The sequence below is a fragment of the Endozoicomonas gorgoniicola genome, from assembly GCF_025562715.2.
Classification (GTDB): Bacteria; Pseudomonadota; Gammaproteobacteria; order Pseudomonadales; family Endozoicomonadaceae; genus Endozoicomonas_A; species Endozoicomonas_A gorgoniicola.
Genome location: NZ_JAPFCC010000001.1, coordinates 4,159,650 through 4,186,618, shown reverse-complemented (window position 1 = coordinate 4,186,618; position 26,969 = coordinate 4,159,650). Strand labels below are relative to the sequence as shown.

The 26,969-nt window shown below is 47.8% G+C and carries 25 protein-coding genes; 10 read left to right on the top strand and 15 right to left on the bottom strand.

Annotation, left to right across the window (positions count from 1 at the left end):
* Positions 1-24: 24 nt before the first annotated feature.
* The 7 genes from NX722_RS18980 to NX722_RS18950 form a co-directional block, all read right to left on the bottom strand.
* Complete coding sequence (locus NX722_RS18980; RefSeq protein ID WP_262564426.1) at positions 25-945, bottom strand: phosphatase PAP2 family protein; 921 nt, start codon at positions 943-945, stop codon at positions 25-27.
* A 20-nt stretch (positions 946-965) separates the two neighbouring features.
* Entirely contained in the window at positions 966-1,607 is a 642-nt protein-coding gene (locus tag NX722_RS18975) for a TetR/AcrR family transcriptional regulator (protein ID WP_262564425.1), read from the bottom strand.
* Positions 1,608-1,675: 68 nt separating this feature from the next.
* Positions 1,676-3,142 (bottom strand): ArnT family glycosyltransferase, encoded by a 1,467-nt coding sequence (locus tag NX722_RS18970; protein ID WP_262564424.1) that lies wholly within the window; start codon positions 3,140-3,142, stop codon positions 1,676-1,678.
* Between the two features lie 167 nt (positions 3,143-3,309).
* The gene (locus tag NX722_RS18965; RefSeq protein WP_262564423.1) at positions 3,310-3,933 is read right to left on the bottom strand and encodes a tRNA-uridine aminocarboxypropyltransferase; all 624 of its coding nucleotides are present in this window, start codon (positions 3,931-3,933) and stop codon (positions 3,310-3,312) included.
* Positions 3,920-4,546, bottom strand: a complete 627-nt coding sequence (locus NX722_RS18960; RefSeq protein WP_262564421.1) for an alpha-ketoglutarate-dependent dioxygenase AlkB family protein — start codon at positions 4,544-4,546, stop codon at positions 3,920-3,922. Before NX722_RS18960 ends, NX722_RS18965 begins: the two co-directional genes overlap by 14 nt.
* Positions 4,547-4,634: 88 nt before the next feature.
* Positions 4,635-4,919, bottom strand: a complete 285-nt coding sequence (locus tag NX722_RS18955; RefSeq protein ID WP_262564420.1) for a YfcZ/YiiS family protein — start codon at positions 4,917-4,919, stop codon at positions 4,635-4,637.
* Positions 4,920-5,300: 381 nt separating this feature from the next.
* Positions 5,301-5,534, bottom strand: coding sequence for a hypothetical protein (locus NX722_RS18950; RefSeq protein WP_262564418.1), 234 nt, complete (start codon positions 5,532-5,534; stop codon positions 5,301-5,303).
* A gap of 34 nt (positions 5,535-5,568) precedes the next feature.
* Between NX722_RS18950 and NX722_RS18945 the strand changes: the two genes are divergently transcribed.
* On the top strand, positions 5,569-7,047 hold the full coding sequence (locus NX722_RS18945; RefSeq protein WP_262564416.1) for an alpha/beta fold hydrolase: 1,479 nt from the start codon (positions 5,569-5,571) through the stop codon (positions 7,045-7,047).
* An 86-nt stretch (positions 7,048-7,133) separates the two neighbouring features.
* On the opposite strand, the gene NX722_RS18940 is transcribed toward NX722_RS18945, so the two are convergent.
* Together NX722_RS18940 and NX722_RS18935 are read right to left on the bottom strand one after the other, a co-directional pair.
* Positions 7,134-7,598, bottom strand: a complete 465-nt coding sequence (locus tag NX722_RS18940; RefSeq protein WP_262564415.1) for a YjiG family protein — start codon at positions 7,596-7,598, stop codon at positions 7,134-7,136.
* A 2-nt stretch (positions 7,599-7,600) separates the two neighbouring features.
* The gene (locus NX722_RS18935) at positions 7,601-8,269 is read right to left on the bottom strand and encodes a nucleoside recognition domain-containing protein (RefSeq protein WP_262564414.1); all 669 of its coding nucleotides are present in this window, start codon (positions 8,267-8,269) and stop codon (positions 7,601-7,603) included.
* Between the two features lie 649 nt (positions 8,270-8,918).
* On the opposite strand from NX722_RS18935, the gene ppc reads away from it, so the two are divergent.
* Both ppc and NX722_RS18925 read left to right on the top strand, forming a co-directional pair.
* Positions 8,919-11,552: a phosphoenolpyruvate carboxylase gene (ppc, locus tag NX722_RS18930; protein WP_262564413.1), complete on the top strand. Its 2,634-nt coding sequence runs from the start codon at positions 8,919-8,921 to the stop codon at positions 11,550-11,552.
* 121 nt (positions 11,553-11,673) lie between these two features.
* Entirely contained in the window at positions 11,674-12,156 is a 483-nt protein-coding gene (locus NX722_RS18925) for a DUF29 domain-containing protein (protein WP_262564412.1), read from the top strand.
* A 131-nt stretch (positions 12,157-12,287) separates the two neighbouring features.
* Here NX722_RS18925 and NX722_RS18920 read toward each other — a convergent pair whose 3' ends face one another.
* On the bottom strand, positions 12,288-12,599 hold the full coding sequence (locus NX722_RS18920; protein ID WP_262564411.1) for a hypothetical protein: 312 nt from the start codon (positions 12,597-12,599) through the stop codon (positions 12,288-12,290).
* A 209-nt stretch (positions 12,600-12,808) separates the two neighbouring features.
* On the opposite strand from NX722_RS18920, the gene NX722_RS18915 reads away from it, so the two are divergent.
* The gene (locus tag NX722_RS18915) at positions 12,809-14,341 is read left to right on the top strand and encodes a hypothetical protein (protein WP_262564410.1); all 1,533 of its coding nucleotides are present in this window, start codon (positions 12,809-12,811) and stop codon (positions 14,339-14,341) included.
* 145 nt (positions 14,342-14,486) lie between these two features.
* Here NX722_RS18915 and NX722_RS18910 read toward each other — a convergent pair whose 3' ends face one another.
* Both NX722_RS18910 and NX722_RS18905 read right to left on the bottom strand, forming a co-directional pair.
* Positions 14,487-14,975, bottom strand: a complete 489-nt coding sequence (locus NX722_RS18910) for a hypothetical protein (protein ID WP_262564409.1) — start codon at positions 14,973-14,975, stop codon at positions 14,487-14,489.
* A gap of 160 nt (positions 14,976-15,135) precedes the next feature.
* A complete protein-coding gene (locus NX722_RS18905; RefSeq protein ID WP_262564408.1) occupies positions 15,136-16,449 on the bottom strand; it encodes a J domain-containing protein in 1,314 nt (437 codons plus the stop codon).
* A gap of 362 nt (positions 16,450-16,811) precedes the next feature.
* On the opposite strand from NX722_RS18905, the gene adk reads away from it, so the two are divergent.
* The 4 genes from adk (at position 16,812) to NX722_RS18885 (ending at position 19,853) form a co-directional block, all read left to right on the top strand.
* Entirely contained in the window at positions 16,812-17,462 is a 651-nt protein-coding gene (gene adk, locus NX722_RS18900) for an adenylate kinase (RefSeq protein WP_262564407.1), read from the top strand.
* 62 nt (positions 17,463-17,524) lie between these two features.
* Positions 17,525-18,253 (top strand): tRNA (adenosine(37)-N6)-threonylcarbamoyltransferase complex dimerization subunit type 1 TsaB, encoded by a 729-nt coding sequence (gene tsaB / locus NX722_RS18895; protein ID WP_262564406.1) that lies wholly within the window; start codon positions 17,525-17,527, stop codon positions 18,251-18,253.
* Between the two features lie 198 nt (positions 18,254-18,451).
* Positions 18,452-19,090 carry a LysE family translocator gene (locus tag NX722_RS18890; RefSeq protein ID WP_262564405.1) on the top strand — a complete coding sequence of 213 codons (639 nt, stop codon included), beginning with the start codon at positions 18,452-18,454 and terminating at the stop codon, positions 19,088-19,090.
* Between the two features lie 151 nt (positions 19,091-19,241).
* Positions 19,242-19,853 carry a putative adhesin gene (locus tag NX722_RS18885; protein ID WP_262564403.1) on the top strand — a complete coding sequence of 204 codons (612 nt, stop codon included), beginning with the start codon at positions 19,242-19,244 and terminating at the stop codon, positions 19,851-19,853.
* A gap of 204 nt (positions 19,854-20,057) precedes the next feature.
* Here the strand turns inward: NX722_RS18885 and NX722_RS18880 are convergent, their stop codons facing one another.
* On the bottom strand, positions 20,058-21,203 hold the full coding sequence (locus tag NX722_RS18880; protein ID WP_262564401.1) for a C1 family peptidase: 1,146 nt from the start codon (positions 21,201-21,203) through the stop codon (positions 20,058-20,060).
* A gap of 226 nt (positions 21,204-21,429) precedes the next feature.
* Between NX722_RS18880 and NX722_RS18875 the strand changes: the two genes are divergently transcribed.
* Together NX722_RS18875 and NX722_RS18870 are read left to right on the top strand one after the other, a co-directional pair.
* Positions 21,430-22,233 (top strand): undecaprenyl-diphosphate phosphatase, encoded by an 804-nt coding sequence (locus NX722_RS18875; protein WP_262564400.1) that lies wholly within the window; start codon positions 21,430-21,432, stop codon positions 22,231-22,233.
* A 75-nt stretch (positions 22,234-22,308) separates the two neighbouring features.
* The gene (locus NX722_RS18870) at positions 22,309-23,115 is read left to right on the top strand and encodes a class I SAM-dependent methyltransferase (protein ID WP_262564398.1); all 807 of its coding nucleotides are present in this window, start codon (positions 22,309-22,311) and stop codon (positions 23,113-23,115) included.
* A 67-nt stretch (positions 23,116-23,182) separates the two neighbouring features.
* On the opposite strand, the gene plsB is transcribed toward NX722_RS18870, so the two are convergent.
* Both plsB and NX722_RS18860 read right to left on the bottom strand, forming a co-directional pair.
* The gene (gene plsB / locus NX722_RS18865) at positions 23,183-25,726 is read right to left on the bottom strand and encodes a glycerol-3-phosphate 1-O-acyltransferase PlsB (RefSeq protein ID WP_262564397.1); all 2,544 of its coding nucleotides are present in this window, start codon (positions 25,724-25,726) and stop codon (positions 23,183-23,185) included.
* 121 nt (positions 25,727-25,847) lie between these two features.
* Positions 25,848-26,945 carry an ETS domain-containing protein gene (locus NX722_RS18860; RefSeq protein ID WP_262564395.1) on the bottom strand — a complete coding sequence of 366 codons (1,098 nt, stop codon included), beginning with the start codon at positions 26,943-26,945 and terminating at the stop codon, positions 25,848-25,850.
* Between the last annotated feature and the right edge of the window lie 24 nt (positions 26,946-26,969).

Below are 26,969 nucleotides of genomic sequence, written 5' to 3'. Positions count from 1 at the left end.
CAGTTGAAACGGGAGCATAGCTGTTTATCTAACTGCTTGTGCAAGCCGCTTGTGTAACCGTTTATGTAGCAAGGGCCACAGCCAGGTTACCCAGAGAGCCAGAGCGGCGAATAAGCCGAAGCGGGTAGAGTAGTAAAGTAACGGCTCACTCTGTAGTTCGCTCAGGTCGGGCAGGTAGTGCCAGATGGCAATGACGCTGATAGCACCAGGAACTGCCCGGGTGAAAAACAGGCGAAAAGATGGGGTAGCCTGAATAGTAAACAGCAAGCCAACGGCTCCTCCGGTCAGTACCCCATTGAATTTCAGGAATGTACTGTAAGGGTGCTGATGGTTGCTGACAGGGTCTATATGAAGGACTTCCCGGCAAATGAGGATAAAAATAAGCGGCAGGAGTGTGGTGAATACTGTCAGGGCTATTTTTTTCCAGCCTGCCAGCGGTTTTAAATAATCGATAACCCGTTGCTCAAAAGTAATGAACAGAAAAAGCAGAATTAAGCCGAGTAGCAGCCCAAAGGCTACCTGTGCGGGATAATGAACCCCAAGATAAAGCCTGGAAAGGCCAACAGACAGAATCAATAGACCTGCAACAAACCATGCCCACTTGTTTTTAAGACTGTAGGCGCTCAACCCCCAGAACAGGGTTGCATTCTGGGTATGGCCTGATGGCATTCCGTAAGACTTTTCTACCATTCCGTTAAATAGTTCAGGATGGCTCCAGTATGGGCGGGGTGAAGTAAAAAACTGACGACAACTACCAAATGCAATGCTGCTGATCATTGTGCCCATTGCCAGCCTGCCACCGATACGGGTATAGCCGCTCCAGTATATGACGGCAGCGATGAGTAAATAATGGTATGAGTAACCGTAGCTGGATAAGGCTCTTAATGAACCATCCATGAAAGCGAGGTGTTGCTGCAGGCTGGAAATAACAGTGTAGGCATCCATGGTTTTTTCTAGATTGTTGTTCAGTGGTTATCTGGCATTAAAATACGCTGAAGGCTACTTTTGACCATCGTATCGAGCTGGTGCTGATTGGGTCTGATTCGAGCAAACAATTGTAATCCCAGAAACAGGCAGGTGAGTTGTCTTGCCTTTTCTGCAGTGTCTTTTGAGAGAGAGCCTTTTGAGAGAGAGTCTTCTGGGAAAGAGTCTTCTGGGAGAGAATTATAGCCTTTATCAGCGAGTTGACTGAGCTGTTTTTCAAAGGCGGACTGAATGTCTGTAATGCCTTTATTTACCAGATCACGGGCTTCCTGAGGTAACTGGTGGAGTTCGACGCTCGAACAGGCGAGAAAACAACAGTTGCGATAGTGTTCTTCCTGATGATTTCGATAACGGGTGGTTAAAAAACGACGAATTCCGTCTAGTGGGGAATCGCCGGTTAAATATCGGTTGATGCGAATCTGCATATCATGTTCCAGATAGTACTTCAGCACACTGATATATAAGCCTTCTTTATTTTTAAAATGATGGTACAGGCTTCCCGGGTGCAGTTCGGTTACTTCCTCAAGCTGTCGAAGGGACGTCGCAGTAAAACCTCTTGACCAGAATAAGGCCAGAGCATTTTTCAGTACGGTTTCTTTCTCAAAATTAGAATGTCTTCCCATTACGCTATTGATTTAAAAACGTGTCACTCCAATGTAGCAGTTATTTTTTACCGTGAACATTTATTGCTTTAATGCTCTGGTTTTTCTTTCCACAGTGTCCATTCCCGGTAATGATAAATAGCGATGAAGCGCTTCTTCAAATAAGCTGGCAGGTATTCAAAATCACCTTTTCTTGTTGCCAGAAAATCAGTTTTACCATTATTAATCAGGGCATTTATCTCATCTGCGGTATCAACCAGTACAGACTTTCCATGGGAATAAAAGCGTGAAGAAAAAGGACGCTTATTAAAATAGAGCAGCTCTCCCGGGTCGCTGACTTTTTCAGCGTGCATGGCTTGAATCATGGTTTTCTGGGATTTTTTGCCTCCGTCGTTTATGAGTGTATAGATGGTGATAGCCATCAGCACGGGTGTGATGCATGCGCCTGCGACAACGCGACGATGCAGGGCGGGAATCAGGTGATTATGCCAGATGGTTGCCAGTGCCATGGCTAAAGGTGGCATCAGGGGCAAGGCGTAAGTCCAGATCATATTGCGGGCAAAGGTAAAAAACAGCAGCAGGGAAATTAGCCAGCACAGCAGGAACCACCCCCATTCAGAGAGTATCAGAGGTCGCCTGTGCCTGAGTTTTAACCATAATGACTGGCAGGCATAACCGGCAAGAATTAAAGACCAGGGAAAGCCACCCGCAATAAAGTAAGGCCAGATCATGCCAACAGGGCGAATATGGGCTGTGCCATAATTATCACCTTCCCAGCCACTGTCCAGGTAGCGGCTGAAGTGTTCTCCGATGATCATGTATTCCAGCATACCCGGAGTCTTTAGCTCGGCTGCAATAAACCATGGCAGAGCGATAATGGCCGCCAGCAGGCTGCCACTGATCCAGGGCAGGCGCTGCCAGAGTTGCAAAAACTGTTTTCGCAGCAGGCACCATAAAAAGATGGGCAGCCCTGCCAGTACCAGTCCGGCAAGGCTTTTTGACAGCAGCGTCAGAGCTGACCCGGTAAAGAACAGGTAGCTCCAGCGTCTGGCCTGTGTTGGGTTGTTGCTGTGAAAGCCTATCCATAAACCGGTCAGGCACAGAGTAATGCTGAAGACCATAACCGGATCTGCCAGCAGTGCACCGGACAGAACCAGAAACATGGCGCTGGTGGTCAGAATCAGAATGGCCAGCTTTCCAGCCTGCCGACTGAGTTGAAAGGACGTTAGCTTCCAGGTGAGCCAAAGGGTACCAATGCTGACGAGCAGGGAAGGGAGGCGGGCGGCAAACTCGTTGATACCGAAGAGTTTGAAGCTGATGGCAGACATCCAGATAAACAGGGGCGGTTTGCCCCAGAATGGCACATCGTAATCGAAGTAGGGGGTGATCCAGTCATTGGTCTCGACCATCAGGCGCACCATTTCGGCGTAGCGGGCTTCGCTGGTATCCATCAGCGGATAGGTTCCCAGCGACAGTAGACGCATAATAAGGGCGACGGCAATAATGACCGTACCGTAGAGCCAGAGTTTTTTTGAAGGGTGACTGTCTGGGGTCATTCTTGTTATTGCTCCCTGTGCCTGAGTACGATTTAGATTAGTCCACTCAGACTGTATAAGAGTCTTATTTTTCTGTTAATTCACAGTTTGAACAATTCTGACTTATTCGTCGCGACTTTTTTCTACAATAATGCAATTTTCATCACCAGTGGTGACAAAACTGCATTTTACCGCTCAGGACGGCTGATTCTATTGGCATAGTTTTTTTTAAAGGTATCCTTTCCCATGGCAGTAATCTGGGCATTGATCATCCGGTTGAAGGCATCCAGACAGTTCTGATGCTCATCAGGCTTCTGGCTGGTCTCCCTTAACAGGGCAACCGTTGCTTCTATGGTGGAAAGGGCGCCTTTTCCCGGTGTTTTTCTGATGGTGTAAGCCGATGTGTGCGTTTCTGAGAGGGTGAGCGCGGGCAGCTTTTGTAGAACAGGGTTCAGGTAATAGATTTTTTTCGCCTTACGCCAGGTGCCATCCAGAATTACACACAGCTCCGGTTTTGCATGGGTTGCTGTGTAGGTGTTAACGGCAACGGCGTTCTCTGAAGGAAACAGCAGACAGGCGTGCCGGTTTGCCAATTGTTTTTCCAGCACTTTAGATGCAGTAAAGTCTTCACCGATCAGAATAGTGCAATTACTGATCCCGAGGCTGGCAATGCGGGCGCTGTTAATGGGGTGGCGGGTTTCGGAAGGGTGTTGCACGATCAGCAGGTCGATACAGGCTTTTTCTGGCTCCAGCCCTTTGCAGTAACAGGCAGATAAGGGGCGAAGGCAGCGAGGACACTCAATTCGGGCCATGCAGGATATTCCTGAAGGTCAGGTTGATACGAGGCTCAATCTGGCGAGCCGTTTTCGGGAGGCAATGTTGCCAGTGTGACTGGGAATGTCCAGACATAACCAGCAGTGAGCCATTGCTCAAGTCGATCGTAATGCCTGCTACGGTGTTGTCGTATTTGTGCCGTAGTTTAAACCGGCGGGTAGCACCAAGGCTCAGGGAAGCAATGACGGGTTGCAGCCCCAGTTCCGGTTCATCGTCGCTGTGCCAGCCGTTACTGTCACTTCCGCTCCGGTACAGGTTGAGCAGGACGCAGTTGAACCTGTGTTGACACAGTTGCTCAACCCTTGCTTTGAGTTGCAGGAGCTGAGGTGCCCAGGGCAGAGGGGCGAGGCGCAACCCTGAATAACTGTAGTGGCAGTGCGTATCACCATACCATGCCTGTAACCTGGGAATGGCAACGTGTCGGCCAAACAGCCGGATTTTATCCTGCCGCCACGGCGTACTGGCGATCAGGTCGTCAAAGTATTTTCTGGATTCAGCAGGCGCTAATGCCTCTGACCAGAACTGCAGTTGTGCGTCTTTTGCAGGAATAGTTGCAGGAATAGTTGCAGAAATGAACTCAGAAGCAGGCATGGGTTCTGTCTGTTGTAAAGCCGGAATAACGTCATTCCCAGCCTCGAAGGTGGGAATGACGAGGGTATAGTCTTGTCAGCTTCTTCCCTTACTTATGCTTCATCTGGAAGATCAGCTTTTCTGCCGTACAGTCAAAGTCAAACATGGCACGAATATAAGGCTTGCCGCCTTCTTCTATGACTTCTGACTTAATCTGGCAGTTGCCGGAGCCAACGGATCGGGCATCTTTTTCCATCCGGGTGAACTGTTCTCGGGCAGACATCTGGTCATTGTCGCAGAAGTTCAGTGTCAGAAGGGTGTCGTCTTCCCGGATCAGTGTGCCAACCTCAACGCAGTTGCAGGCAACGCTTTCGTAATCGCCGGTATCTTTCATGAACGTACCTCATAAAAAAACCGGGCAGTTGGCCCGGCTTTTAGTTTTGTTATGGCAGAGAATCAGACAGAGTCGGTTAGCTGTCAGCATTGCGCCTGTCCAGTCTCAAGGAGCCTAATGGAGCCTCACGGGGCGGAGTCATCTTATACCAAACCTCGGTAAGCGGAAACCGTTAAACCAGCAGGTTCATCACGAACATTGCCATGAAACCGTTTGCGATACAGATCCTGAACAGGATTGGGGACAGGCTCCTATGAGCAAAAAATAAGAGGTTGTACTAGGTTTAGTCGGTGTTGTTCATGTTGTTTTTCACAAAGCAGACGACACATGCTGGAGACCCCGGAGCTTTTGGGAGAGTTGTATTGTGAGGCATCCTGAGAATCATTTTACTATCATCGATACATCGCGTTTTTCGTATTGTCGGGTAAGGAGGGTATCCCGGTTGTGGCGAGGTGCCATTTCCAGCTTCATTTTCCTGGGGCTGGCGGGGCCATGGTTTTCGCCGGTTGATGCAAAGCCATTAACGTCAGAAAAACCGTCAGTGTCAGACGAAATAATAACGAGTATTAATCCTGATTCGGTGTTGGCGCGTTTTCCTGATGATGACCTGTACACCAGGCGGAAACCTGAATCGGAAACCGGACTGGTCGTGGATTTCAGAAAGAGTCGTTTCTCAAATAAAATCTCTCTTGAAGGGTTGAATATCAAGAATACCAATGGCAGGAATGGGTTTTCACCAGCAGGGCCGGTGTTGTTTGAGGTGGCAGCCCACCCGGATGAAGGTTCATTGCCTGCTCGTGGAGGAGGCGAAAGCGCTAACCCTGTCAAAATCTATAACATGACAACCGGTGAAGAAGTTAATACATCGGTTACCAGTGTTCGGGCGACTGATGACGTCAGTATTCTTTATATCTACCCTGAAAGTAAATTTGCGTCAGGCAGGCATGTCGCCTTAATTACAAAGGATTTGATAAGTGGTGGTGTACCTGTTGAAACTTCACCTTTTATGGATGTAAATTCGAAGCGTTCTGACGTTACTGCATTCCTGTCTGAGCGGGGGATTCCGGTTGATAACCTTATCGATTTGAAGACGTTTACCGTTGCCTCGAAAGATGCTTACCTGCAACCCGTTAATTCAATAGTGAGTAAAATACAGTCATCTGTTCCCAGTTTCTGTGGTGATAGTGACGCCTCTAAAATGCTGGCTGAAATGACGACGATGCATACTGAAAAATCATTACGGTACCACAAAGCTACCGGTAAGCTCGCATTTCGTAAATTTTTCAACAAAAAAAAAGGCTGGTTAATTTCAGAAGATAAAACACGATACAACTGTGTACAGTTTTCCGTTTTTTACCCTCGCTTCTACAAAGATCCGGGGCCGGTATTATTGTTTGCTCCTCCATTAAATGGCTCTGTTGATGATAGCATGAAATACATTTACCCTGCTTTGAAAAAGGGTTATGCCGTTATTGGTATAGATCTTCCTTACCACGGTAACAGGGGGGTGTTGGGGGTTGATCTTGAAAGCATATTGTACCTGTTCAATCAGGGGACGGCTGATATGCTTTCGCTGTCTCATGCTTTGGGTACAACCCTGAGTTCACTGGATTTATTTCCAGAAAATGGTAAAGCTGATTTTGACCAGCAAAGAGTCAGCTATCTCGGTATAAGCCTGGGAGCAATAGTGGGGCAGCTGGCTGTAGCGAGAGGTAATGTAAAAAGCGCGTATTTTAAAACGGGTGGGGTCAATATAGGGCAGATGTTTACTTTAGGGACTGATCTTGGTTTTTTCCGCCGCATGATCGTTCCTAAGACATTTAATGAACAAAAAGAAGCTGTTTTTCTGGCCATGATGCAGGATGGATTTGTTCTGGATGGAATACACTATATGGACAAGATAACTCCCCATTCACAAGGGCCTAAAAGAATCGGTTTTGAAATAATGTATGACGATAATGTCATTGACTTGCGTAGTGCCTTGGCTCTGAAGAGACTTTTAAAGAAAAATCCTGCAACTGCTGTCAAACTTGAGACTTATCAGTTTCGCAATAAGAAGAGCCATGCCAGAGCGGCTGCCAGTATGAAGTTTTATCCAGCCTGGTTATTAAAACAATCAACGCGGTAATGGTTTGAATCAGAGTGATGATGCGTTGAGTTCCGGATATGGGCTCAACGCATCAATATGGCGTGGTTGTCAGTTTGACAGCCGTTTTAAACGAAAAACAGGTTCATTACAAACATCGCCATAAAGCTGTTAGCGATACAGATCGCGAACATGATCGGGTACAGGTTACCGCGTGTACCGATTACACCCAGAATACGACCTGCGTACTGGATAGTGGAACCACACAGGTAGATAGCCGGAGCCAGAATGGCAATGTGTTCACCAGTCAGGATGCCTTCAGAAAACAGACCCATCACGATACCCACCGCACCGCCCATGGACATGATCGCACCCATGATAACCGCAGCGCCTTCACCGGGCAGGCCTACCAGTACCATCAGCGGCTCAAATAGATTACCCAGAGCGCCCAGGGCGCCAGTGATATTGAGGGCTTTGATGATGATGAAAGCCATCATTACGTTAGGGATGGTACTCATCGCACAGATGTTCCAACCCTTGCGCGCGCCTTCAACAAAGACGTCAGTGATCATCTTTTTGCTAGCTTGAGCCATGATTATGCCGCCTTCGTCTGTGTGTTAACTTTCTTGCCTTGAGCCTTCAGAACCAGACGCAGGATGTTTGCACCAATGATTTTGAAGACGAACATGATGGCGACAGTCAGACCGATGGAAGTCGGTACCGCCATAGAGCCGTCAGCGTTAGTCAGGGTAAACAGCACCGCGCCGGAGCTGAAAAAGTTAACGATGGTCGCACCGGCAGAGAACTGGAAAGCGGTGAAGATTTCAGCTTCTTCCTGGTTCAGTTCGCCATCTTCAATCAGGTTTTTGGTCAGGCCGGCACCGGTATCGGTGTTTTGCAGGGAGCCAATCATAGCCAGACCCGCAGAGCCAGGCAGACCCATCAGAGGACGCAGCAGAGGAGACAGCAGCTTACGAGCAGCTTTCAGGGCACCGTAGTGTTCCAGAACGTTAATCATACCCAGGGCGAACATGCAGGTAGGCACCAGGGTCAGGGCGAACAGGAAACCGTCACGGGCACCGCTGCCACCTTTACCACGGAACATAACACCGTCGGCCATAGAACCGAATGTACCGTTCAGGGTAGTGAAGTCGAATACACCGTACCATTCACTAGATTGCAGTAAGCCGGAAAAAAATACGACGGCGAAAGCCAGCGCAAGATAGTTTCCGAGCGTGACTTTCTGATCGTCAGTAGCGCTCATTATAAAACTCATTGGATGTTGTGTTGGAGTGTTGAATTCTTTCTATTTAAAGAACGTTAGTACTAAAAAGAATCCGTCAAGGAGGATAGAGAGCCTTTAATGTGTCGCCTATCGGGGAATTGCGAAGAATTTATACAGTTAATATCTACATCAATTACTGCCCCACCTAGATTTATTTTCTGTTCTGCGTATTTTATTAATATGTTAACAAAAGGCGTCAACAAAAATCACGAACCGAATTGCGTAATTGTTTGATTTTGTTGCTGTATGGGCGAAGTGGATAATGCTTTAAAATTCGGAAATTCTGTTATAGGCTCGGAACTTCCGAAGTGGCTGTTCGGGTATTAACCAGTATGAAAAGTATCGGTTTATGGGTTCTGAAGTGATCGCTTTGATTGAAATGAGCCATTTCATTCACCTATGAGCCTGTTGGACTTAAGACTGTCCTACTGCGTTTGCAATAAATTGGTCTAAAAATTCCTGCTTTCTTGTTGAATAGCTCGCTATTCGCCTCAAAATCAGAAATTTTTATCCTCAATTTCTTGCAATCCTCGCTACGTACGCTTAAGTCCGACAGGCTCCTGGTCACTTATTTTCAGAATGTATAGGCAGATACTTTTTCATTTAAAACTATTCAGGGATAAACACTATGGCAGACAGTCAGGCCAGCCTGCGACGAAATGTCAACGTATTAGGGTCTTTGCTGGGACAAACCATCAAGGATCAGCATGGTGAAGAATTTTTTAACAAAATTGAAAACATCCGCCAGCTGGCTAAAGCAGCCCGCGCTGGTAATGAAGAAGATCGTGAAGTTCTTCTGGACCAGCTGAAAGGTCTGTCGGATGATGAGCTGGTGCCGGTAACCCGTTCATTCAGCCACTTTCTGAATTTGGCGAATCTGGCCGAACAGTTTCATGGTGTTTCCAAAGAGTGTGAAGAAGCCTTTGATGTTCCTGATCACTTTGATGAGCTGATGGTACGCCTGAAAGACAAGGGCCTGACCAACGAACAGATTGCCAGCAGCATCAGCCAGCTGGATATGGAGCTGGTGCTGACCGCCCACCCTACAGAAGTAAGCCGTCGTACACTGATTCAGAAACAGGAATCGATTTTTGAGTGCCTGACTGAACTGGAAAACACCTGCCTGAGCCAGCGCCGCAAGGCACGCCTGGAGAATCGTCTGCAGCAGTTGGTGTCACAGGCATGGCACACACTGGAATTCCGTACCCAGCGCCCGACTCCTATTGATGAAGCCAAAGCGGGTTATGCCACCATTGAACACTCTTTGTGGGAAGCCATTCCTGCTTTTGTGCGCTCTATGGATGAGCGAATGGAAGAGCATACCGGCATTCGTCTGCCTATTGATGCCGTACCGGTTCGTTTCTCTTCCTGGATGGGTGGGGACCGTGACGGTAACCCGTTTGTGACCTCCAAAGTGACCCAGGAAGTATTGCTGCTGAGTCGCTGGGTGGCGGCTGACCTGTATCTGCGAGACCTGAAGCCTCTGATTGGCGAGCTGTCCATGACCGCGTGCAGCGAAGAGATGAAGCAGGTAATGGGCGTATGCCGTGAGCCTTACCGCGCGGTTCTGAAGAAACTGCGTGAGCGTCTGCGTCATACCCGCAGCTGGTGTGAGCGTTCACTGGTAGAGATGGCTGACGCTGCCGACATCATGACCGACAACCAGGAGCTGATTGAACCTCTGGAATTGTGCTACCGCTCTCTGAAAGAGGTGGGACTGGGTGTGATTGCCGATGGTCCTCTGCTGGATATGATCCGGCGCGCCCACAGCTTTGGGCTGACTCTGATCAAGCTGGATATCCGTCAGGAAGCAGATCGTCACACGGAAGTTCTGAGCGAACTGACCCGCGCCCTGGGGATGGGCGACTATGCCAGCTGGGATGAGAATGATCGTCAGACTTTCCTGCTGCGTGAACTGCAGAATCCTCGCCCACTGCTGCCCAATAACTGGCAGCCAAGTCCGGATGTGAAAGAGGTTGTTGATACTTGTCGTGTGATTGCCCGCGAAGGGGAAAAAGCCCTGCGAGCTTACGTGATATCCATGGCATACAACCCATCTGATGTTCTGGCAGTCGCGCTGCTGTTGAAAGAGTGCGGTGTTGATTTCCCAATGCCGATTTCGCCTCTGTTTGAAACACTGACGGCTCTGGACGGTGCGGCAGACTGTATCGAAAAACTGCTGAGCTTGCCCTGGTACCGTGGTTACAGTGCCGATGGCCAGATGGTCATGATCGGGTACTCAGACTCCGCCAAAGATGCTGGCTGGATGGCTGCAGGCTGGGCGCAGTACCGTGCCATGGAAGAAGTCACTGAGGTGTGTAAGAAACGCAATGTAAACCTGACCTTTTTCCATGGTCGTGGCGGCACCATTGGTCGTGGGGGTGGTCCGGCTCACTCTGCGATTCTGTCCCAGCCACCGGGTTCTGTGAATGGTCATCTGCGTGTTACTGAACAGGGTGAGATGATTCGTTTCAAGTTTGGTTTCCCGGATGTGGCCAGAAAGAGCCTGATGCTTTACGCCAGTGCGACTATGGAAGCCACCTTGCTGCCACCTCCGGCTCCTGAACAGAGCTGGCGCGATATGATGGATCAGCTGTCCCGTGACTCTCTGGAAGTTTATCGAGGCATGGTTCGGGGCGAACCTGAGTTTGTGCCTTACTTCCGGGCCGTTACCCCTGAACAGGAGCTGGCCAAGTTGCCTTTGGGCTCTCGCCCTGCCAAGCGTAAGCCTGATGGTGGTGTAGAGAGCCTGCGTGCTATTCCATGGATTTTTGCCTGGACTCAGACTCGTCTGATGCTGCCGACCTGGCTGGGTTGCGGTGTGGCACTGAAGAATGCACTGGATAAAAAGCAGAGCGATACCCTGAAAGAAATGATGAAGCAGTGGCCATTCTTCAAAGCGCGTCTGGAAATGCTGGAAATGGTCTTTATGAAGACCGACCCAAAGCTGGCTGAATATTATGAGGATCGTCTGGTGCCAACGGGGCTGCAGCATCTTGGTGATAAGCTGCGGATGCTTCTCGACAGTGCTATTAACAGCGTGCTTGAGCTGAAAGGTGGCAGTGATCTGATGTCTGCTCATCCTATGAATAAGCAAGGTATTACGCTGCGTAACCCCTACATTGATCCATTGAATGTTCTGCAGGCTGAATTGCTCTATCGCCTCCGCCACCTGGAGGAAGATAAAGAGTGTGAGAATCTGGAGCAGGCACTGATGATTACTGTGGCAGGTATAGCCGCCGGAATGCGGAATACTGGCTGATGGTTAGCCGTCTGTTACGCCCCGTAGATTTACGGGGCTTTCACCGGCCAGTTTTTTGCTGCTTTGATGTTGAGGTAATAAAAAAGGGAGTCTAAAGTGGAGTGCAAACGGAGGCGTAATTATGGACAACCTTTACCATACTGATTATCCAGAGTGGTTGAACCAGCAACGACACCTTCTGGCTAATGGTCAATTTGACAGGCTTGATATTCCGAATTTACTTGAGGCAATGGAGCAACGAATGGGTGATGCAGTCAACGAGCTGGAATCCCATTTAATCATCCTGCTCCTGCACCTGCTCAAGTACGATTACCAGATGCGGGTGCTGCAAGACCCGTGGATTCAGGATAAGGTTATTCATACCTGGATACCCAGTATCAACAACCCAAGAACCGAAATCGAGCTGCTGACCAGCAAAAACCCGCATTTGAAAAACAAAACAGCCCGGGTATTGCAGGCAGCGTATCCCCGTGCCAAAAACAAGGCTGTCGCGGAACTGAACAAATACATTCGCTCTGAAAAGAAACGACTGAACCAGAATAGTTTTCCCGAGGAATGCCCCTGGTCGTTTGAGCGGATTGTGGATGATGACTGGCTGCCTTAATTCCGTCGGGATTTAAGAAGCTCACCCAGCTCCTGCATTGAATGAGGCAGCTTTCTCATCGCCATAAAAAAGCCCGAATGCTAAAAGGCATTCGGGCTTTTTTATAACTGCTGTAATTTAAAAATAAATATTTATAAAGAATCGGGATTAATGACTCTTGGATTCGGGTTTAAATCCGGAGAATTATTGGCAAATTCTTTCCATTCGCTTAAATCAGCGGTAACGGGTTTGCCTTTACTTTGTGTAAATGGAAAAACAGCACCTTTGTAAAGTGGTTTTCCAGTACCTTTGATAATGATGCCATTTGGCCATTTATTCTTACCTTCCCGCCATTTCCTGAAAGCTTCAAAATCAAGCTGATAGGCGAAATATTCTTCAACAGGGCTTTTAATGCTGGCTTTATCGTCTTTGCAAAGTACCAGGACGTCTTTCTTTTTACTCATGACGGTACATCCTTTTATTGTCCTTGGATTTATTAGTATAGCCAGAGTGAATAAGTATCAATTTATGTTTTAAGGGTGAATTCCAACCCGCTGGTCGAAAGCACATTTGTCAATGAGGTCTATACTTGGCTGTTCTGGATATTAACTAACAATATTACAGATCCAGTGTATATGGACCTTTTGATGAAAAATAATGGTGAGGAATTACAATGAAACCAGCCTTTCGATTGGCTCTTTTAATACCAGCGCTGAGCCTGTCATTCATCCATACAGCATTTGCTGACGATAAAATATCTGGCTATAAAGAAGAGCTGGAAGATGGATCAGAAGTACTTAAATTTAATACAGGAAAAAAAGTATTTACATTTAAAGTATCGGAATCTGGCGAATTTGAACTGGATCGTGAGTTGTTGGCTGGCATTCTTGATACAAAAACCGGCGATTACATTGAGCCTCTGTTACCTGCTTTGCCGGATGATCCAAATCAGGGGCCTGAAGCGTTTCTCAGCCCTTCGCTTTATCAGCCAGACTGTTATGGGACACCAAAACAGACTGATGATTATGTAACCGTCAGGATAAGACCAGGTACTCCTCTGCCCCCTGCGTCATCAGAGAACACCGGTGAACAGGTGAAGATGCCTGTTGTGAAACAGGCAGTAACGGTACAAGGTGAGTCCGCAGTGGCTCTCAGAAATACAGACAATCAACAGTCTCCAGTGAGAAAGCCCATTGAATTCACAGAAAAAGAATGGAATTTATTTGTTGAAGGACAGAGGGCAGTAGAGAAAACCAAACATCTGAGAAAGCTGGGGCTGTCCTATAAGCGTTACAACAACCTGGCGGGGACTCATAATACAGAGGGACTTGGTTACACTCACTACAATCAACCTGAGTCCAGTCTGCAAGAAAGATATCCCGATCAGCAATTTGAAAACTGCCAGTCTTTCACTGAAGGTGAAGTCGCGCAGCTTGAAAATAAGATACAGAAAGAACGCGAAGCCAAAGGTGTTTCGGGTACTGAGCTGGTCAAATTTGAAATGGATATCAAAGTGATTCATGACCAGGCACTTGCACAGATAAATGGTGTTAACCCTAAAAAAATATCTGATGAACTCAGCGGTGTTATCAGGAAATATTTGCAACTGTCTGAAGAGCAGAAGGTATCTTTTGCAAGCTTGCTGACATACGCTAATCAAAAAGACATGGGGGTGGTCATCTATCACCCTAAAACAGATATTGATGTTAAGCGGTATGCTGGTATGACACTGCTGGATGCCCGGATGCCTACTGGTCAGGCGGTGACCGATGCGACAGTGAGGCTTTTTGCTCAGGTCGCAATCAAGAAAATTAAGGAAGAAAACAAGAAGTTAACGGAGCTGGCCATGGGTAGTGTCAAGGGTTTTATGTCTGTGGCCGAAGCGTTACTCCCTGACTCGGTTCCTTACGCTGGCTACAAAACGAACCTGGAGAAACTGGCCGAAAGCGACTCGGGTATTGAGCATGTTCTGGAGGGGCTGATGGTCTTTCTGATGTATAAAGAGATGGGGTACTCTCTTAGCAGCATGCAAATAATTTATGCTGAGAATCAACATGGCAATCTCTGGTGGATGATCGAAGCTTTCAATAAGATTTATGACCTTGAACCTGCCCACTTCGTTCTGGCTTACAATGCCAAAGCTCTGCTTGGAATCCCTGTCATGGGAAAAATGCCCAAGCTTTTTGTTAAGTTTAAGAAGCCCTAAAACATAGCAACACCTGATTAAGACACTCAGTTTGAGGAGCTGGATGTTGAAGATTCAAATGAAGCCACCCCGGGCTGATTGAATAGATCTGTATTGTTTGAGTCCAGCTTGTATCAGGCTTCGGTATACCGTTACGGAAGCCTGATCATCTCCATAGAAAAACCGCTTTGTCCCAGGGACACTGATAAAGCTGCATCAACGTTTTGCCATCAAAACTCATAACAATCTGGTAGTTGAGAAAGTCATTCTGTGGTTTGCCTGACAGAATGGTGGTGGCCGGGCGGTTCATTAATACAGGTGTTCCGTTCAGGTCTTTGGTCTGCAGGTAAAGGATATTCATGATCGTGACAATTTCTCCGTTGTCCGGGTTGAAGGAGAAGTTATCAGTGAACCTGACCCCATAAGTGCGACGATCTGCCTTCATATCGCTGATATTTTTCGTCATGCGACATTTGGCAAGATCCAGATAGCCGCTGGGCAGGTTATTATTTCTGATGGCGGACAGCAGCCAGGGATAGCCTTTAATACGGCTGTTGGGAATACTCTGTGCAGTTAAAGGCAGCAGAGTTAATACTGAAAAAAACACAGATAGCAAGACTGCTTTGAGTTGAGTCCTGAGCCAATGACTGTGCATAGCTACGTCCCTGTTAGCTAAATCTTAAATAACCTATCGGCATAATTAGTTGGACTGTAAGCATTCAAAATGCCTGAAGGTTCTGCCGTCGTTGCCAATGTCTGACCAGGTCTGCATTACGAATTTTGGCAGATGCTTTCTTAGTCAGCTGTATACGGCGTTATCGACGAGCTTTTTTAGAGCGTGGATGATCGTTGTGGCTGGGTTCAGGATGAAGCGAGTTCATCCAATTGCTCAGCTCTTTAACGTCAGAGCGCATTTTATCTAACCTTTCATGCATAGAGTCAAAAACTTTGTTTGACTGTTTTTCATAATCGCGGAGCAGATCAGTTATGTCATCCACTATAGAAATCAGGCCACGATGGCCTAAATGATTTCCAAGACATTCAGCGGCGCTCTTTAGCTTCAGAAATTGTTCATGAGTTCCCCCCTTGTCAGGATGATACTTACGTGCGGCTTTTCGAAAATGACTCTTAATCACCTCAGCGGCGTCGGGTTGCTTCAGGGCATCCATTTCTAAGCCAAGCAGGTGCAGGGCATCCTCTAATTCCTGATCACATCTGGATAGTGGCTTTTTGTGAAATCCACTGGATGTGCCTTCTTGCCCGGTTGCTCCTGAGGTGGACGGTTGATCATCAGAGTCTGGTTGCGGGGAGGAAGACGAAGGTGGTGTTTTAGGAAGGGAGTAAAGCACGGGTTTTTTATCAGCCTTGCTATTGTCAGTGTTTTGGGGGGGAGTCATGATAATGCTGTGTACCAGCTCCATAAGCTGCTTTTTGAAGAGCGCCAACCTGGTCGGATCAGGCTCGGCGTTTGATGCGAACCTGAATTCATAAAGTAATTTTTGCCACTCATTGCATTTGGATTTAATCCTGATTGAACTCAAGTCATTCAACCATTGCCAAAGCGACTGGTACTCTAATGCAAAATAATATTGTCCTGTATTGACTTTTCGCACAGCGACAGGCTTTCCTGATGGGGTTGTCTCGACGATATAGAAAACCCAATAACCGGCATCAACGCCTATAAGCAACTCTAAATCGTGCTCTGGTGGATGGTTGTAGGGCTTTGCCCGGGCATCAGCCATCGTAATAAATGAGGTGTCTTGCAATGTTTGAAAGTTCTTTGCGGAGCGAATGAGGACTTCCAGTCGCTTCACAGGAACAGGCCGGAAGATACCCGGGAGACCGATATTTTTTTTAAATGGTGCATCAATGGACTGCCCGGTTACTCTTTCTGTACGCATAAGGCACTCAGGACTACCGGATTCAAATACTGGATAAGGTTCGGCACCTTTGTTTTCTTTGTGTGCATACTGCAGCGCCAAATAGCCGTTTGGCAGTATAGACCCAATGTGGCTGATGCCAAGTCCGCCCGGAAAGGCTTTATGAAAAGGAAAGATAATAATGAAAAGTAAGGCAACAATCAGAACGAAATAACGTGAATTATGATTACCGGCCATAAATTTTCTCATGTACGATTGTTGCATCATCCGGATATCTTACAATTTGCTTCGAATCTCCCGTACAGTTGAGGCTTAAGAACTCTTATCGGGCGCATTAACGGGAAAGCTAAAACAAAAACATGCTTAGAAATAACCAGGCTGATGCAGGGTGTTAATTATGTATTTTCAGAAAGCTGAAGCAAGAGTAGTATGCACAGCAAGAATTGCAGGAGAATTTGAGCAATTCACTACTTCCCTTTCTGAAATTCAGGGCTGAACTTGTATCACACTGCGGGTGTGTATATGCTGTGTGCCTTTTTAGACATAGGTCAAACGAAACAGGCTTCCGGGTATGTTTACCCTGAGGCAGGTTTTAGACAGGAGCATTATTCATGCGAGTGATTCTGTTGGGTGCCCCGGGCGCAGGTAAAGGTACACAAGCCCAGTTCATCATGGAAGAATTCGGTATTCCCCAGATTTCTACTGGCGATATGCTGCGTGCCGCGATCAAGAATGGCACAGAACTGGGCAAAAAAGTGAAAGAAGTCATGGATTCCGGTTCCCTGGTTTCTGACGACATCATTATTGCCCTGGTGAAAGAGCGTATTGCTGAAGCCGACTGCGCCAGCGGGTTCCTGTTTGACGGTTTCCCTCGTACTATTCCTCAGGCAGAAGCGCTGCGCGATGCCGGTGTTGAAATTGACCACGTGGTTGAAATTGCCGTTGAAGACGAAGAAATTGTTCAGCGCATGGGTGGTCGTCGCGTACACCCCGGCAGCGGTCGCACATACCACGTCGTTTACAACCCGCCGAAGGTTGAAGGTAAGGATGACGTAACCGGCGAAGACCTGATCCAGCGTAAAGACGATGTAGAAGAAACCGTACGTCACCGTCTGGGTGTATACCACGAACAGACTGCTCCGCTGGTGGACTTCTACAAGAATATTGAAGGTGAAACCCGTTACACCTGTGTAGAAGGTGTTGGCAGCGTTGACGACATTAAAGGCAAAGTGCTGGTTACGCTGAAGCCGGTGACTGCATAAGCATAAGTTGTTGTATAAACAACCTGAGCTGAGTCAGTCGAAACTGATAAAAGGGACGCTTGATGCGTCCTTTTTATGTTAAAGAAAACCCACTTGAAGACAACAACCCAGAGAAACTCATGAAGTTACTGGCGCTGGATACTGCCACCGAGGCCTGCTCTGTCGCACTGAACCTCGATGGTGAAATAATTGAAAACTTTCAGATGTTGCCTCGTCGTCACAGCCGTGAATTGCTGTCGATGGTTGAGCAAATTCTGGGAGATGCAGGTCTCACATTAAGCCAGATTGATGCCCTGGCTTTTGGTCGGGGACCGGGAGCATTTACGGGTTTGCGGGTTGCAACCGCCATGGTACAGGGACTGGCATTTGCTGTGGATAAGCCGGTGATTGGTATCTCCACACTGGCGGCGCTGGCACAGGAAGGCTTGCGTCGTTTCGGAGCAACATCCGTGCTGTCATCTATTGATGCCCGCATGAATGAGGTCTACTGGGGTGCGTTCAGGGAACAGAATGGCTTAATGCAGCCGCTTCAGGATGAAGTGGTCATTGTTCCGGAAAAAGTGATGGTGCCAGAAGGTGATGACCAGTGGCTGGGCATGGGGACTGGCTGGGTTTTTCGTGAGAAAACAGCCGCGTCGGTACGGGACTGTCATACTGACAGTTACCCGCGTGCCGGAGACATTGCGACATTAGCGGCTAATCATTACGGTAACGGACACGCTGTTTCAGCAGAACAGGCGATGCCCGTTTACCTGCGGGACAAAGTTGCACTCAAGAAGAGTGAGCGTTAATTGTAGGGGGGTATGTCTGTCAGTTTTGCCATACCCTTCTAACAATGCCTCATGACCCAGAGGTTTATCACAGTCCTTCAAACTCTCACCCTTTCAGCTCCCACTCTGGCTGCTTCAGCTGCTGGGTAGTTTGACAGTAGTGTGGGTGAGCATGTCTAATGATTGTCAGCTGCAATAAACTTCAACATCGGAGTAAAAATGGAAATAATAAACTTCGCTGAATATATTCCTGAATTAGTTTCTGTATCGATGATTGCTATTTTCATGGCGATCATTCCGGGAGCTGACTTTGTAATGATCACCCGGAACAGTATTTTTTTTAGCCGAAAAGCTGGAATATTTTCATCTTTGGGTGTGAGTGCTGCTCTTTGGCTACATATTACCTATTCAATAGCAGGGCTTGCCGTAATAATTTCAAAATCGATCTTACTTTTTTCCATAATAAAATATTTGGGGGCAGCGTATCTGATTTTTGTAGGCTGGCAGACATTTAAATCTAAAAGTGATATTGAAATATGCGGAACAACAGGCTTAATGAGTTCATTCTCAGCATTTAAAACTGGGTTTATAACCAATGCATTAAACCCTAAAGCCACTGTCTTTTTTCTCAGCATATTTACTCAAGTTGTTAAACCAGAAACCCCAATAGCCATACAAATAATGTACGGGGCAATCATATCTTTTACTCATTTGGTTTGGTTTACTTGCGTGGCAATTTTTTTGACTCAACCAAAACTGCTTAAAGCGTTTAAGAAGTCTAAAAATACCATTGAAAAATTAGTCGGTGGTGTTCTGGTAGCTTTTGGTGTCAAGGTGGCAACCCACACAGGCAGCTAGCAGTGGTTCCTGTTTGTGTTAACCTTTGCAGGGCTGACACCTGACAGCCCACGTTTGACAGTGGCTTAACGGACTTCGCAAGCTTCGTTGAAGAAAATGGATGCTATAGTGTTTCTGTTATTAGCCTTCAATTATATGCAAACCTAATAAAATGAATCCGAGTACTGTTTCACACCCTGCCCCGGAAATGCACAAGCAGTTACTGGATGGAAAACTCAACCTGTTTGGTTTGAACTGGCATAAAGAGAATGTCCAGAACCTGATTATTCTAGCCCATGGAGGAATAAAAAAATCTAATGCTCTCAAGGTGAGTCGACATATTACCATTCCCGTATGGACAACCTTGTTTTTTTATGCGCCTGCTGGCTTTGTACTTTTTACTAACAACAGTTTAAGTAAGTTAATGAGAGGAAAATACCCCCCCCTGGAGGCTGTATTGCCCAATGAAAAGACACCCAACTATGAGCTGTTCTTTGATAGTAAGGATTTTTCTTTAAAGGACGAGGCTATCTATATAGACCTCATTGATGGCCGATATGATTTTACCCCATCCTTTGCTCAGCACCCGTTCAGAGTCTACGACGTTGTCACTACAGAACCATCCGGTTCCAAAGGCATTTCCCTGGAGGAAGTTCTCAATGTGCTTTACCACACAGGCCATCCCTACCCGCAAATCCACTGCATGTTCTGTCGCAGCATATACGGAGCAGAGAGCCAGTATTACAGACCTGGTTATCACAACCCTCCATTCAGTTCTAAATAGTCTGAAGTTCTGCAAATATCACAGCCTGCCTGACTCAGCCAGAAAAGACTTGAGTTTGTTGACAGTTACCCGCGTGCCGGAGACATTGCGACATTAGCGGCTGATCATTACGGTAACGGACACGCTGTTTCAGCGGAACAGGCGATGCCCGTTTACCTGCGGGACAAAGTTGCACTCAAGAAGAGTGAACGATAGCGTAAGGGTTTATTTTCCCGGGGAGATGGGTTGAACAGCATCCAGTGTAATGCCGCAAAAATCGTTATATTGGTCGTTTATCTCACCTGTTTTCCCCCTCCTCATCATGACATATCCCCCTTCGCCCCATTGATCTCCCCAGCTGTTTTTCACGATCCAGTAAGGCACATTTTGTTCATTTACACCATAGCCCACTAACAGCACTTCGTGGTCGAGGGAGTTTACTCTGTTTTTTAAGCACTCCGGATCATCATAAATGCCTTCTTTGTAGAGCATAAAACTTTTTAAATAGGCTTTAATGGCCACTGAAACCGGACCATCCAGTAATGCTTCCATGACAGCCAAATCATCTCCTGGCTCTATTGTCCTGATTTTTAAACCATTTGGGATTTGAATTTGTTTGCATTTGTTCATCATTTCCAGAGTGCAAGGGTAATCGATTCCAGAGCCAGAGGTGTAGGGGCAGCTTTCTTCAGTGCATAAGGTGTAGTTATTGGCATTCAGATAAGCATAAACATCAAGTGCAGTACCTCCCTGGCACGCAGGATTTGCTCCATTGCAGGAGCCAAAGTACTGTTCACTAAAGGATGTCAAAGGATTTCCCAGGCGCTTATAGTAGCCTTCCAATGCACCTGTGGTGCCAAAGAGCCAGCAGCTTCCGCACTGTCCTTGATTTTTGACCGGAGTCACCGCTCCTTTTGTCCTCCAGTCAATGGCACTGGGCAATGTTTTACCGCTGTATTTAAAAGATGAAACTATCGTTTTGGTAAAACTGGTTGATGCCTTTTTATGTTTGAAACCTGATTTGTCATAACCAAAATGATTTTTTTCAAAGTCATCGACACCAATATCAAACAGGCTGTTTATGCCTGCCGTTGGATACCTTCCTTCGGCTGTACTTTTGGCGTTGTATTTCATGGCGTCAGCCATATTTTCAAAAAAAGTAGCTTTGCGGGTTTCGTATTCCGAGGTGCCGCGTTTTGGCCTTTCTGAGGGTTGTTTAAATTGTTCCAGGAACTGTTGGAACTCAAGCTCTGTGTATTGAGGTGCATAACTGGTTAAATCATTGGATGAATATTCTTCAAAAGGCGCTGAATGCGCTGCTGAAAAAAACAGTGTTAAAAAACTGAACACTGAGGTAATCCAGATCTTCATAGTGTTACTTCTCAGGGGTGATTAAGAGACACAATTGAAAATACTAGCGATTTTTGCGGATGTTGTTTGAACATTTCCTCATTAACACAGAGTTGTGATTGCAATTTATTGGGAGACTATCTATTGGGAGACTACCAATCTGAGAAAACAGCCAAAACAGGCTTGAGATAGCACTGCGGTGGGCGACATACTGTATAACGTTACAAACGGATTCAGGAGCACCCTCATGGATTTTTTGCAGATTATTGTTCTTGCGCTGATACAGGGTATTACCGAGTTTCTGCCGGTTTCCAGCTCGGGGCATCTTATTCTTCCGGCACAGTTGTTGGGCTGGAGTGACCAGGGGCTGGCGTTTGATGTGGCGGTACATATCGGTACGCTGGCTGCTGTCATTGGATATTTCCGCAACGATATCCTCAAAATAGCCATCGACTGGCTGGGTTCACTGGTGGGCAGAGGTTCAACCTTTAACAGCCGTCTGGGGTGGTACCTGATTTTTGCCACCATTCCCGCTGTGGCATTTGGCTTTGCCCTGAAAGCCATTGGGCTTGATGAAGCCATGCGGACAATTGGTGTCATTGCCGGAACCACTCTGATTTTTGGTGCGCTACTTGGCTGGGCAGACCTTAAAGGCAAGCGTATTCAACCTCTGGAAAAGCTGACATTCAGGCAGGCTATGATCATAGGCTTTGCTCAGGCCATTGCCCTGATTCCTGGGACTTCCCGTTCCGGTATCACCATGACCGCCGGTTTAATGCTGGGATTGACCAGAGAAGCTGCTGCCCGCTTTTCTTTTCTGTTATCCATTCCGGTCATCCTTGGGGCAGGCTCTCTGCTCACTCTGGATCTGGTTAAGGATGCTGCTCCGGTTGACTGGTCAGTACTGTTGAGTGGTGCAGTGGTTGCGGCTGTCAGCGCCTGGGTCTGTATTCATTACTTTCTGGCATTTATTAACCGTATCGGGCTGATGCCGTTTGTTATTTACCGGTTCTGTCTTGGTGCTGTCCTGCTTTGGGTGATGCTGGGCTGAGCGGTACGCTCCGCCCCCCTTAACTGCTAAACTCCCATTTTTTCGCTTATGTCTGTTTGAATGAGAAAGCTGCGGATGTCCTTTTCTCTTTATATTGATTGTTCCGGTCTGGTTGAAGGGCTGGAAAAATATCATTGCCTTAAAAAGCTGCATGATAAAGTACCATGCTCTGAATGGGTGACTGATACCAGAAGCTTGCCTAAAGGCTCATTAATCCTGGGCTTTGAGGAGGATGTACTCTGTCTGCGTCGTGCGGGTGATAAGGAAAAACCGGTATTTGTTGACTTTGTTGGTGGTAAGGCAGGGCATCGCCGCAAGTTTGGTGGTGGTAAAGGGCAGGATATTGCCAAAGCAGTCGGTTTGAATAAAGGCGTAACCCCTCATGTGCTTGATGGTACAGGAGGGCTGGGGCGTGATGCGTTTGTGCTGGCCACTCTGGGTTGTTCAGTGACTCTGATTGAACGTTCGCCGGTGATTGCGGCTCTGCTACAGGACGGTATTGATCGAGCAAGACTGGCCCCGGAGGTGGCCGCTATTGCCAACCGTATGAAACTGATAAACGAAGACAGTCGTCAGGCTATGCAGACCATGGTTGCCGAAGGTCAACAGTTTGATGTCGTTTATCTTGACCCGATGTTTCCCCACCGGGAAAAGTCGGCACTGGTGAAAAAAGAGATGCGCATTTTTCAGGATTTGCTGAGCGGTGACCCTGATGCCGATGAGCTGCTGGCACCGGCAGAAGCTCTGGCAGCATACCGGGTGGTGGTTAAACGCCCGAAGCATGCGCCAGACCTTTCTGGCAAAGAACCAACGTATCGTCTGGAAGGCAAAGCCTGCCGTTATGATATTTATGCCTTCAAAGCATTTGGTAAAGATAAATAAAAGTGCGATAACAGTAACAGACTGCTGCAACGCCCTGTGTCGTACAGGGCGGCGGCCTTGCAGTGATTCACTGCTGATCCGGTTCCAAAACAGGCACCGGCTGACTTTTCGTGGTTTGCAGAATACTGTGGCGTACTTCGCTGGTCAGCACCTTGAAGGCTTCTTCAGCCACCATCACAACGTCTTCGCCAAAGTTCAGCTTGTTGGTCTGACAGATGTCCAGTACACCGTTCAGGCGTAGCTGCCCGATAAAGCCTTTGAACAGGGCTTTATCAAAGAATTCCGGAGCATTCAGGCCGTGAATGATGGACAGGCGCTGAGCCAGGTCACGGCTCTGGTTTTCCAGAGTCTCCTGCTCAATGGAGCCAGTGCCATTACTGATCAGCAAACTGATGACCATGTAGAAACGCTCAATGGTCTGGGAAATAGCACGGGACAGAACCGTCAGCATCACATATTTGGATGAACTCTGTTCTGGCTGGTAGTAGACCCTGTCACTGTCAACGGTAATCAGCCCTTCGTCCACCAGAGTGTTTAACCACTTGCGCACGACTCGCATAAAGCCCTGCTCACTCCAGTGCAGGAACAATTCCGCTTTCAGGTAGGGGTACAGAATCGTACAGACGCGGTAAATTTCACGCAGAGTCAGACAGTCGTTGTTGACAAACAGGCAGCACAGCAACGATGGCACGGCGAACATATGCAATACGTTGTTGCGATAATAGGTCATGGCGACAGCGGTTTTTTCGTCCAGACTGTACACATCACCCAGAGAGTCGCTGATTTTGGTGACAACATTCAGCTTTTCCGCATAACGCAGCATGGCATGACCGTCGAGGTCGGTCATTACGGTTTGTGAACTGTATGGACACTGGCTCATGATTCGGCAGTAAGTATCCAGCAGCAGAACCAGTTCCTGCTCGCCCAGCGCATGCCGGGGGGAGGACAGCAATGCCATCGCCACCAGGTTGATTGGGTTCAGAACGGCTGCGGAGTTGATACCACTGGCGATATTAAAAGCCAGCTGATTGGTGGCGTCTTTCAGCCAGGCTGGTTTTTCGTTGACAGAAGTGTGGTCTTCCCAGTCCGGCACCTGCTTGTCCAGCAGGGTTCCCAGGTCAATGGGTTCGCCAAAGTTCAGCCAGGCTTTACCGAACTGATCCTTGAGCGCGGCAAGGGTACTGAAAACGTCCAGAGGGGATTCTTTTTTCTTGGACTTGCCACGCAACTCTCCAAGATAGGTTTTCACTTCCAGCAGTTTTTCGTAACCGATATACACCGGTACAAAGGTTACTGGCTTGCGGCTGTCACGAACATAGCTGCGCATACTGATCGACAGCATACCGGTTTTCGGATTCAGGGTTCGCCCGGTGCGGGAACGGCCACCTTCCACGAAGTATTCAATCGGGAAGCCTCTGGTCGACAGAGTGTGCATGTATTCATGGAACACATTGCTGTATAGCGGATTGCCACGGAAGGTCCGGCGCATAAAGAAGACACCGCCTTTGCGCAAAATAGTGCCGACCACCGGCATATTCAGGTTGATGCCTGCGGCAACATGTGGAGGTGTCAGACCTTCATAGTACAAAACATACGACAGCAGCAGGTAGTCGATATGGCTGCGATGACAGGGAACATACACAATGCTGTGGGTCTGGGCCAGGTCGCGGATTTGTTCGACATTGTTAATAGAAACGCCGTCGTATTGTTTGTTCCAGAACCAGGTCAGCACGATATCCAGAAAGCGCAGCACCGGGTAAGAATAGTCCGACGCGATTTCGTTGGCATAGGAGCGGGCTTTCTGCTCTGCCTCTACCAGTGTGATGTCGTGGGCTGCGGCTTCGGCTTCAATAGCTTGACGAATCTGTGGCGTATGGATCAGGGTATTGACCAGATTGCGACGGTGGGACAGGTCGGGGCCTATTACCGACTCGCGCAGCTGGCGAAAATGTACTCTTAGTATCCGACCAACTTTGCGCAGGGTTCGCGGGTGATCCTGACCTTCATCAACAATCTCGCGCAGAGACATGGCTGGATTGAAATGCACCATGGAGTGGCGACCATGCAGCAGGATGGCAATAAACTTGCGAAACCGGCCACCCAGGCTGAAATTCCAGTCGAAGAGAAGTTTTAGGGCTGAATGTTCTTTGTCCGGGGCTCTCCCCCAGAACACGCTGACGGGAACCAGCTGAACGTCACTGCCTTCCTGTTCTTCTACCCGCTTCAGCAGGTTTTCCAGAGTGTTGGAGTGCTTTGGGCGTTCCCGTTGTAAAATAAGGCCTTCCTGCCGGGTCAGAAAGAAGTGAGCCCGGTCGCCCTCCCGGGCATCGGCATCAATGTAAGCGTAAGGGCGAGGCAGACCGGCTTTCCGGCAGACGTTCTCAAGCATCAGCAAGTCAGACAGGGAACGGTTGCGCAGAACGTAACAAACCGGCTTGTCAGGCTGAAGGCCAAGGGCTTCAGCGCTATTGTTTTGAACCGTAGGCCTTGTCACCAGTGCGAGCAGTTTACGCAAACTGTGAAAAACATAGCGGCTGAGTGTAATGGGTTTATGCATGGAATGGCTATAGCCTGCAAAACAGATGAATTTGGTCGGGTAAAAGGTGGTCAAGTCGCACACCTTTGCAAATGGCGTGATTTTAGCTTGATTGTGTTTGATGACGCAAAGTGGCAGATCAATTCCTTTGTGGGTAGTTATCATGAAAATGCATTTATGTCTGTTTGTTCTGACTTTAGTCTTGATGTGATGCCTGGCGGGACTGGGACTGTAGGTTTGAAACCTTCGGATGCTTCAAGTCAAACTGGAAATGACACATTTTCGGCTCTTTCAGGGGGACAAGTCCTTTACTACATCTCTGCAGATTGCGCATTGCTCTGGACAGATTGTCATAAGATACCTTGTTTCCCTTGTACCCTTTATTAATATTCCATAGCCTGACCAACCCGGGAGTGCTGAGAATACGGAACAGCCCTGTATCTTTATTGCACCATTCAATAATATCCGGATGTTCACCGCTATCAACGAGGTGCCATAAAAAAGGGAGCAAAAGCAATCTGGGGCGATAGTTATCATCGTCCCGGGTATCTTCACTGTCGCTGGCATCTTCACTGTCGCTGGTATCTTCACTGTCGCTGGCATCTTCACTGTCGCTGGTATCTTCACTGTCGCTGGTATCTTCACTGTCGCTGGCATCTTCACTGATGCTGGTATCTTCACTGTCGCAGGGTTCCTCACTGCTGCTGGTTTCTCCACTGGCGTAAGCTGATTCAACAGGGTTACTTTCAAAATTTATGAATGACTCACAGTCAGGAAGTATGTCCATGGACTCAGTACTGCCAGACTCTTCCTCTGTGCAAAACAGTGACTCAAGCTCAAAATGCGTGGATACACTAAGATCAGCAGATGTGGAAAGCGCCTGAATGGACACTACATCAATAATCTCCTCCTCCTCTTCTTTGAACAACCATTCATAATCAAAATCAAGCAAGGTACCCCAGTTGTCGGGGTAGGCTTTCTGGCAAGGCGTCGTACCGCATTTGGGGCAATATTCTGTCGGATTATAGGTGTGGTCAGAGGTCGGGTCATTATCGTCACCGTCATCGTGATGACAGGGGTGTCTGAGGCACAGAGATACCAGTGGGCAATGGCCGGCAGGGCAGGTTGAGTCTGATTCGCCGGAATAGCAATAGGCGTGGCCTGGCGGGTGCTGAGTGGTCATGTCAGTAGGCTGGGTGACAGCGGTCTGCTCATATTCGGGAAACAACAGGGTTTCCTGATCCGACTGATCCATTCGGGATGGCTTCTGGTAAAACACCCAAGTCATCAACATCAATGAAACCTGCCTGATCGTCTG

Bases quoted from the DNA above. Each gene is read 5' to 3' on its own strand.
- NX722_RS18980 (WP_262564426.1), bottom strand. From the start codon at position 945: ATGGATGCCTACACTGTTATTTCCAGCCTGCAGCAACACCTCGCTTTC.
- NX722_RS18975 (WP_262564425.1), bottom strand. From the start codon at position 1,607: ATGGGAAGACATTCTAATTTTGAGAAAGAAACCGTACTGAAAAATGCT.
- NX722_RS18970 (WP_262564424.1), bottom strand. From the start codon at position 3,142: ATGACCCCAGACAGTCACCCTTCAAAAAAACTCTGGCTCTACGGTACG.
- NX722_RS18965 (WP_262564423.1), bottom strand. From the start codon at position 3,933: ATGGCCCGAATTGAGTGTCCTCGCTGCCTTCGCCCCTTATCTGCCTGT.
- NX722_RS18960 (WP_262564421.1), bottom strand. From the start codon at position 4,546: ATGCCTGCTTCTGAGTTCATTTCTGCAACTATTCCTGCAACTATTCCT.
- NX722_RS18955 (WP_262564420.1), bottom strand. From the start codon at position 4,919: ATGAAAGATACCGGCGATTACGAAAGCGTTGCCTGCAACTGCGTTGAG.
- NX722_RS18940 (WP_262564415.1), bottom strand. From the start codon at position 7,598: ATGGCTCAAGCTAGCAAAAAGATGATCACTGACGTCTTTGTTGAAGGC.
- NX722_RS18935 (WP_262564414.1), bottom strand. From the start codon at position 8,269: ATGAGCGCTACTGACGATCAGAAAGTCACGCTCGGAAACTATCTTGCG.
- ppc (WP_262564413.1), top strand. From the start codon at position 8,919: ATGGCAGACAGTCAGGCCAGCCTGCGACGAAATGTCAACGTATTAGGG.
- NX722_RS18925 (WP_262564412.1), top strand. From the start codon at position 11,674: ATGGACAACCTTTACCATACTGATTATCCAGAGTGGTTGAACCAGCAA.
- NX722_RS18920 (WP_262564411.1), bottom strand. From the start codon at position 12,599: ATGAGTAAAAAGAAAGACGTCCTGGTACTTTGCAAAGACGATAAAGCC.
- NX722_RS18915 (WP_262564410.1), top strand. From the start codon at position 12,809: ATGAAACCAGCCTTTCGATTGGCTCTTTTAATACCAGCGCTGAGCCTG.
- NX722_RS18910 (WP_262564409.1), bottom strand. From the start codon at position 14,975: ATGCACAGTCATTGGCTCAGGACTCAACTCAAAGCAGTCTTGCTATCT.
- NX722_RS18905 (WP_262564408.1), bottom strand. From the start codon at position 16,449: ATGAGAAAATTTATGGCCGGTAATCATAATTCACGTTATTTCGTTCTG.
- adk (WP_262564407.1), top strand. From the start codon at position 16,812: ATGCGAGTGATTCTGTTGGGTGCCCCGGGCGCAGGTAAAGGTACACAA.
- tsaB (WP_262564406.1), top strand. From the start codon at position 17,525: ATGCGTCCTTTTTATGTTAAAGAAAACCCACTTGAAGACAACAACCCA.
- NX722_RS18890 (WP_262564405.1), top strand. From the start codon at position 18,452: ATGGAAATAATAAACTTCGCTGAATATATTCCTGAATTAGTTTCTGTA.
- NX722_RS18885 (WP_262564403.1), top strand. From the start codon at position 19,242: ATGAATCCGAGTACTGTTTCACACCCTGCCCCGGAAATGCACAAGCAG.
- NX722_RS18880 (WP_262564401.1), bottom strand. From the start codon at position 21,203: ATGAAGATCTGGATTACCTCAGTGTTCAGTTTTTTAACACTGTTTTTT.
- NX722_RS18875 (WP_262564400.1), top strand. From the start codon at position 21,430: ATGGATTTTTTGCAGATTATTGTTCTTGCGCTGATACAGGGTATTACC.
- NX722_RS18870 (WP_262564398.1), top strand. From the start codon at position 22,309: ATGTCCTTTTCTCTTTATATTGATTGTTCCGGTCTGGTTGAAGGGCTG.
- NX722_RS18860 (WP_262564395.1), bottom strand. From the start codon at position 26,945: ATGTTGATGACTTGGGTGTTTTACCAGAAGCCATCCCGAATGGATCAG.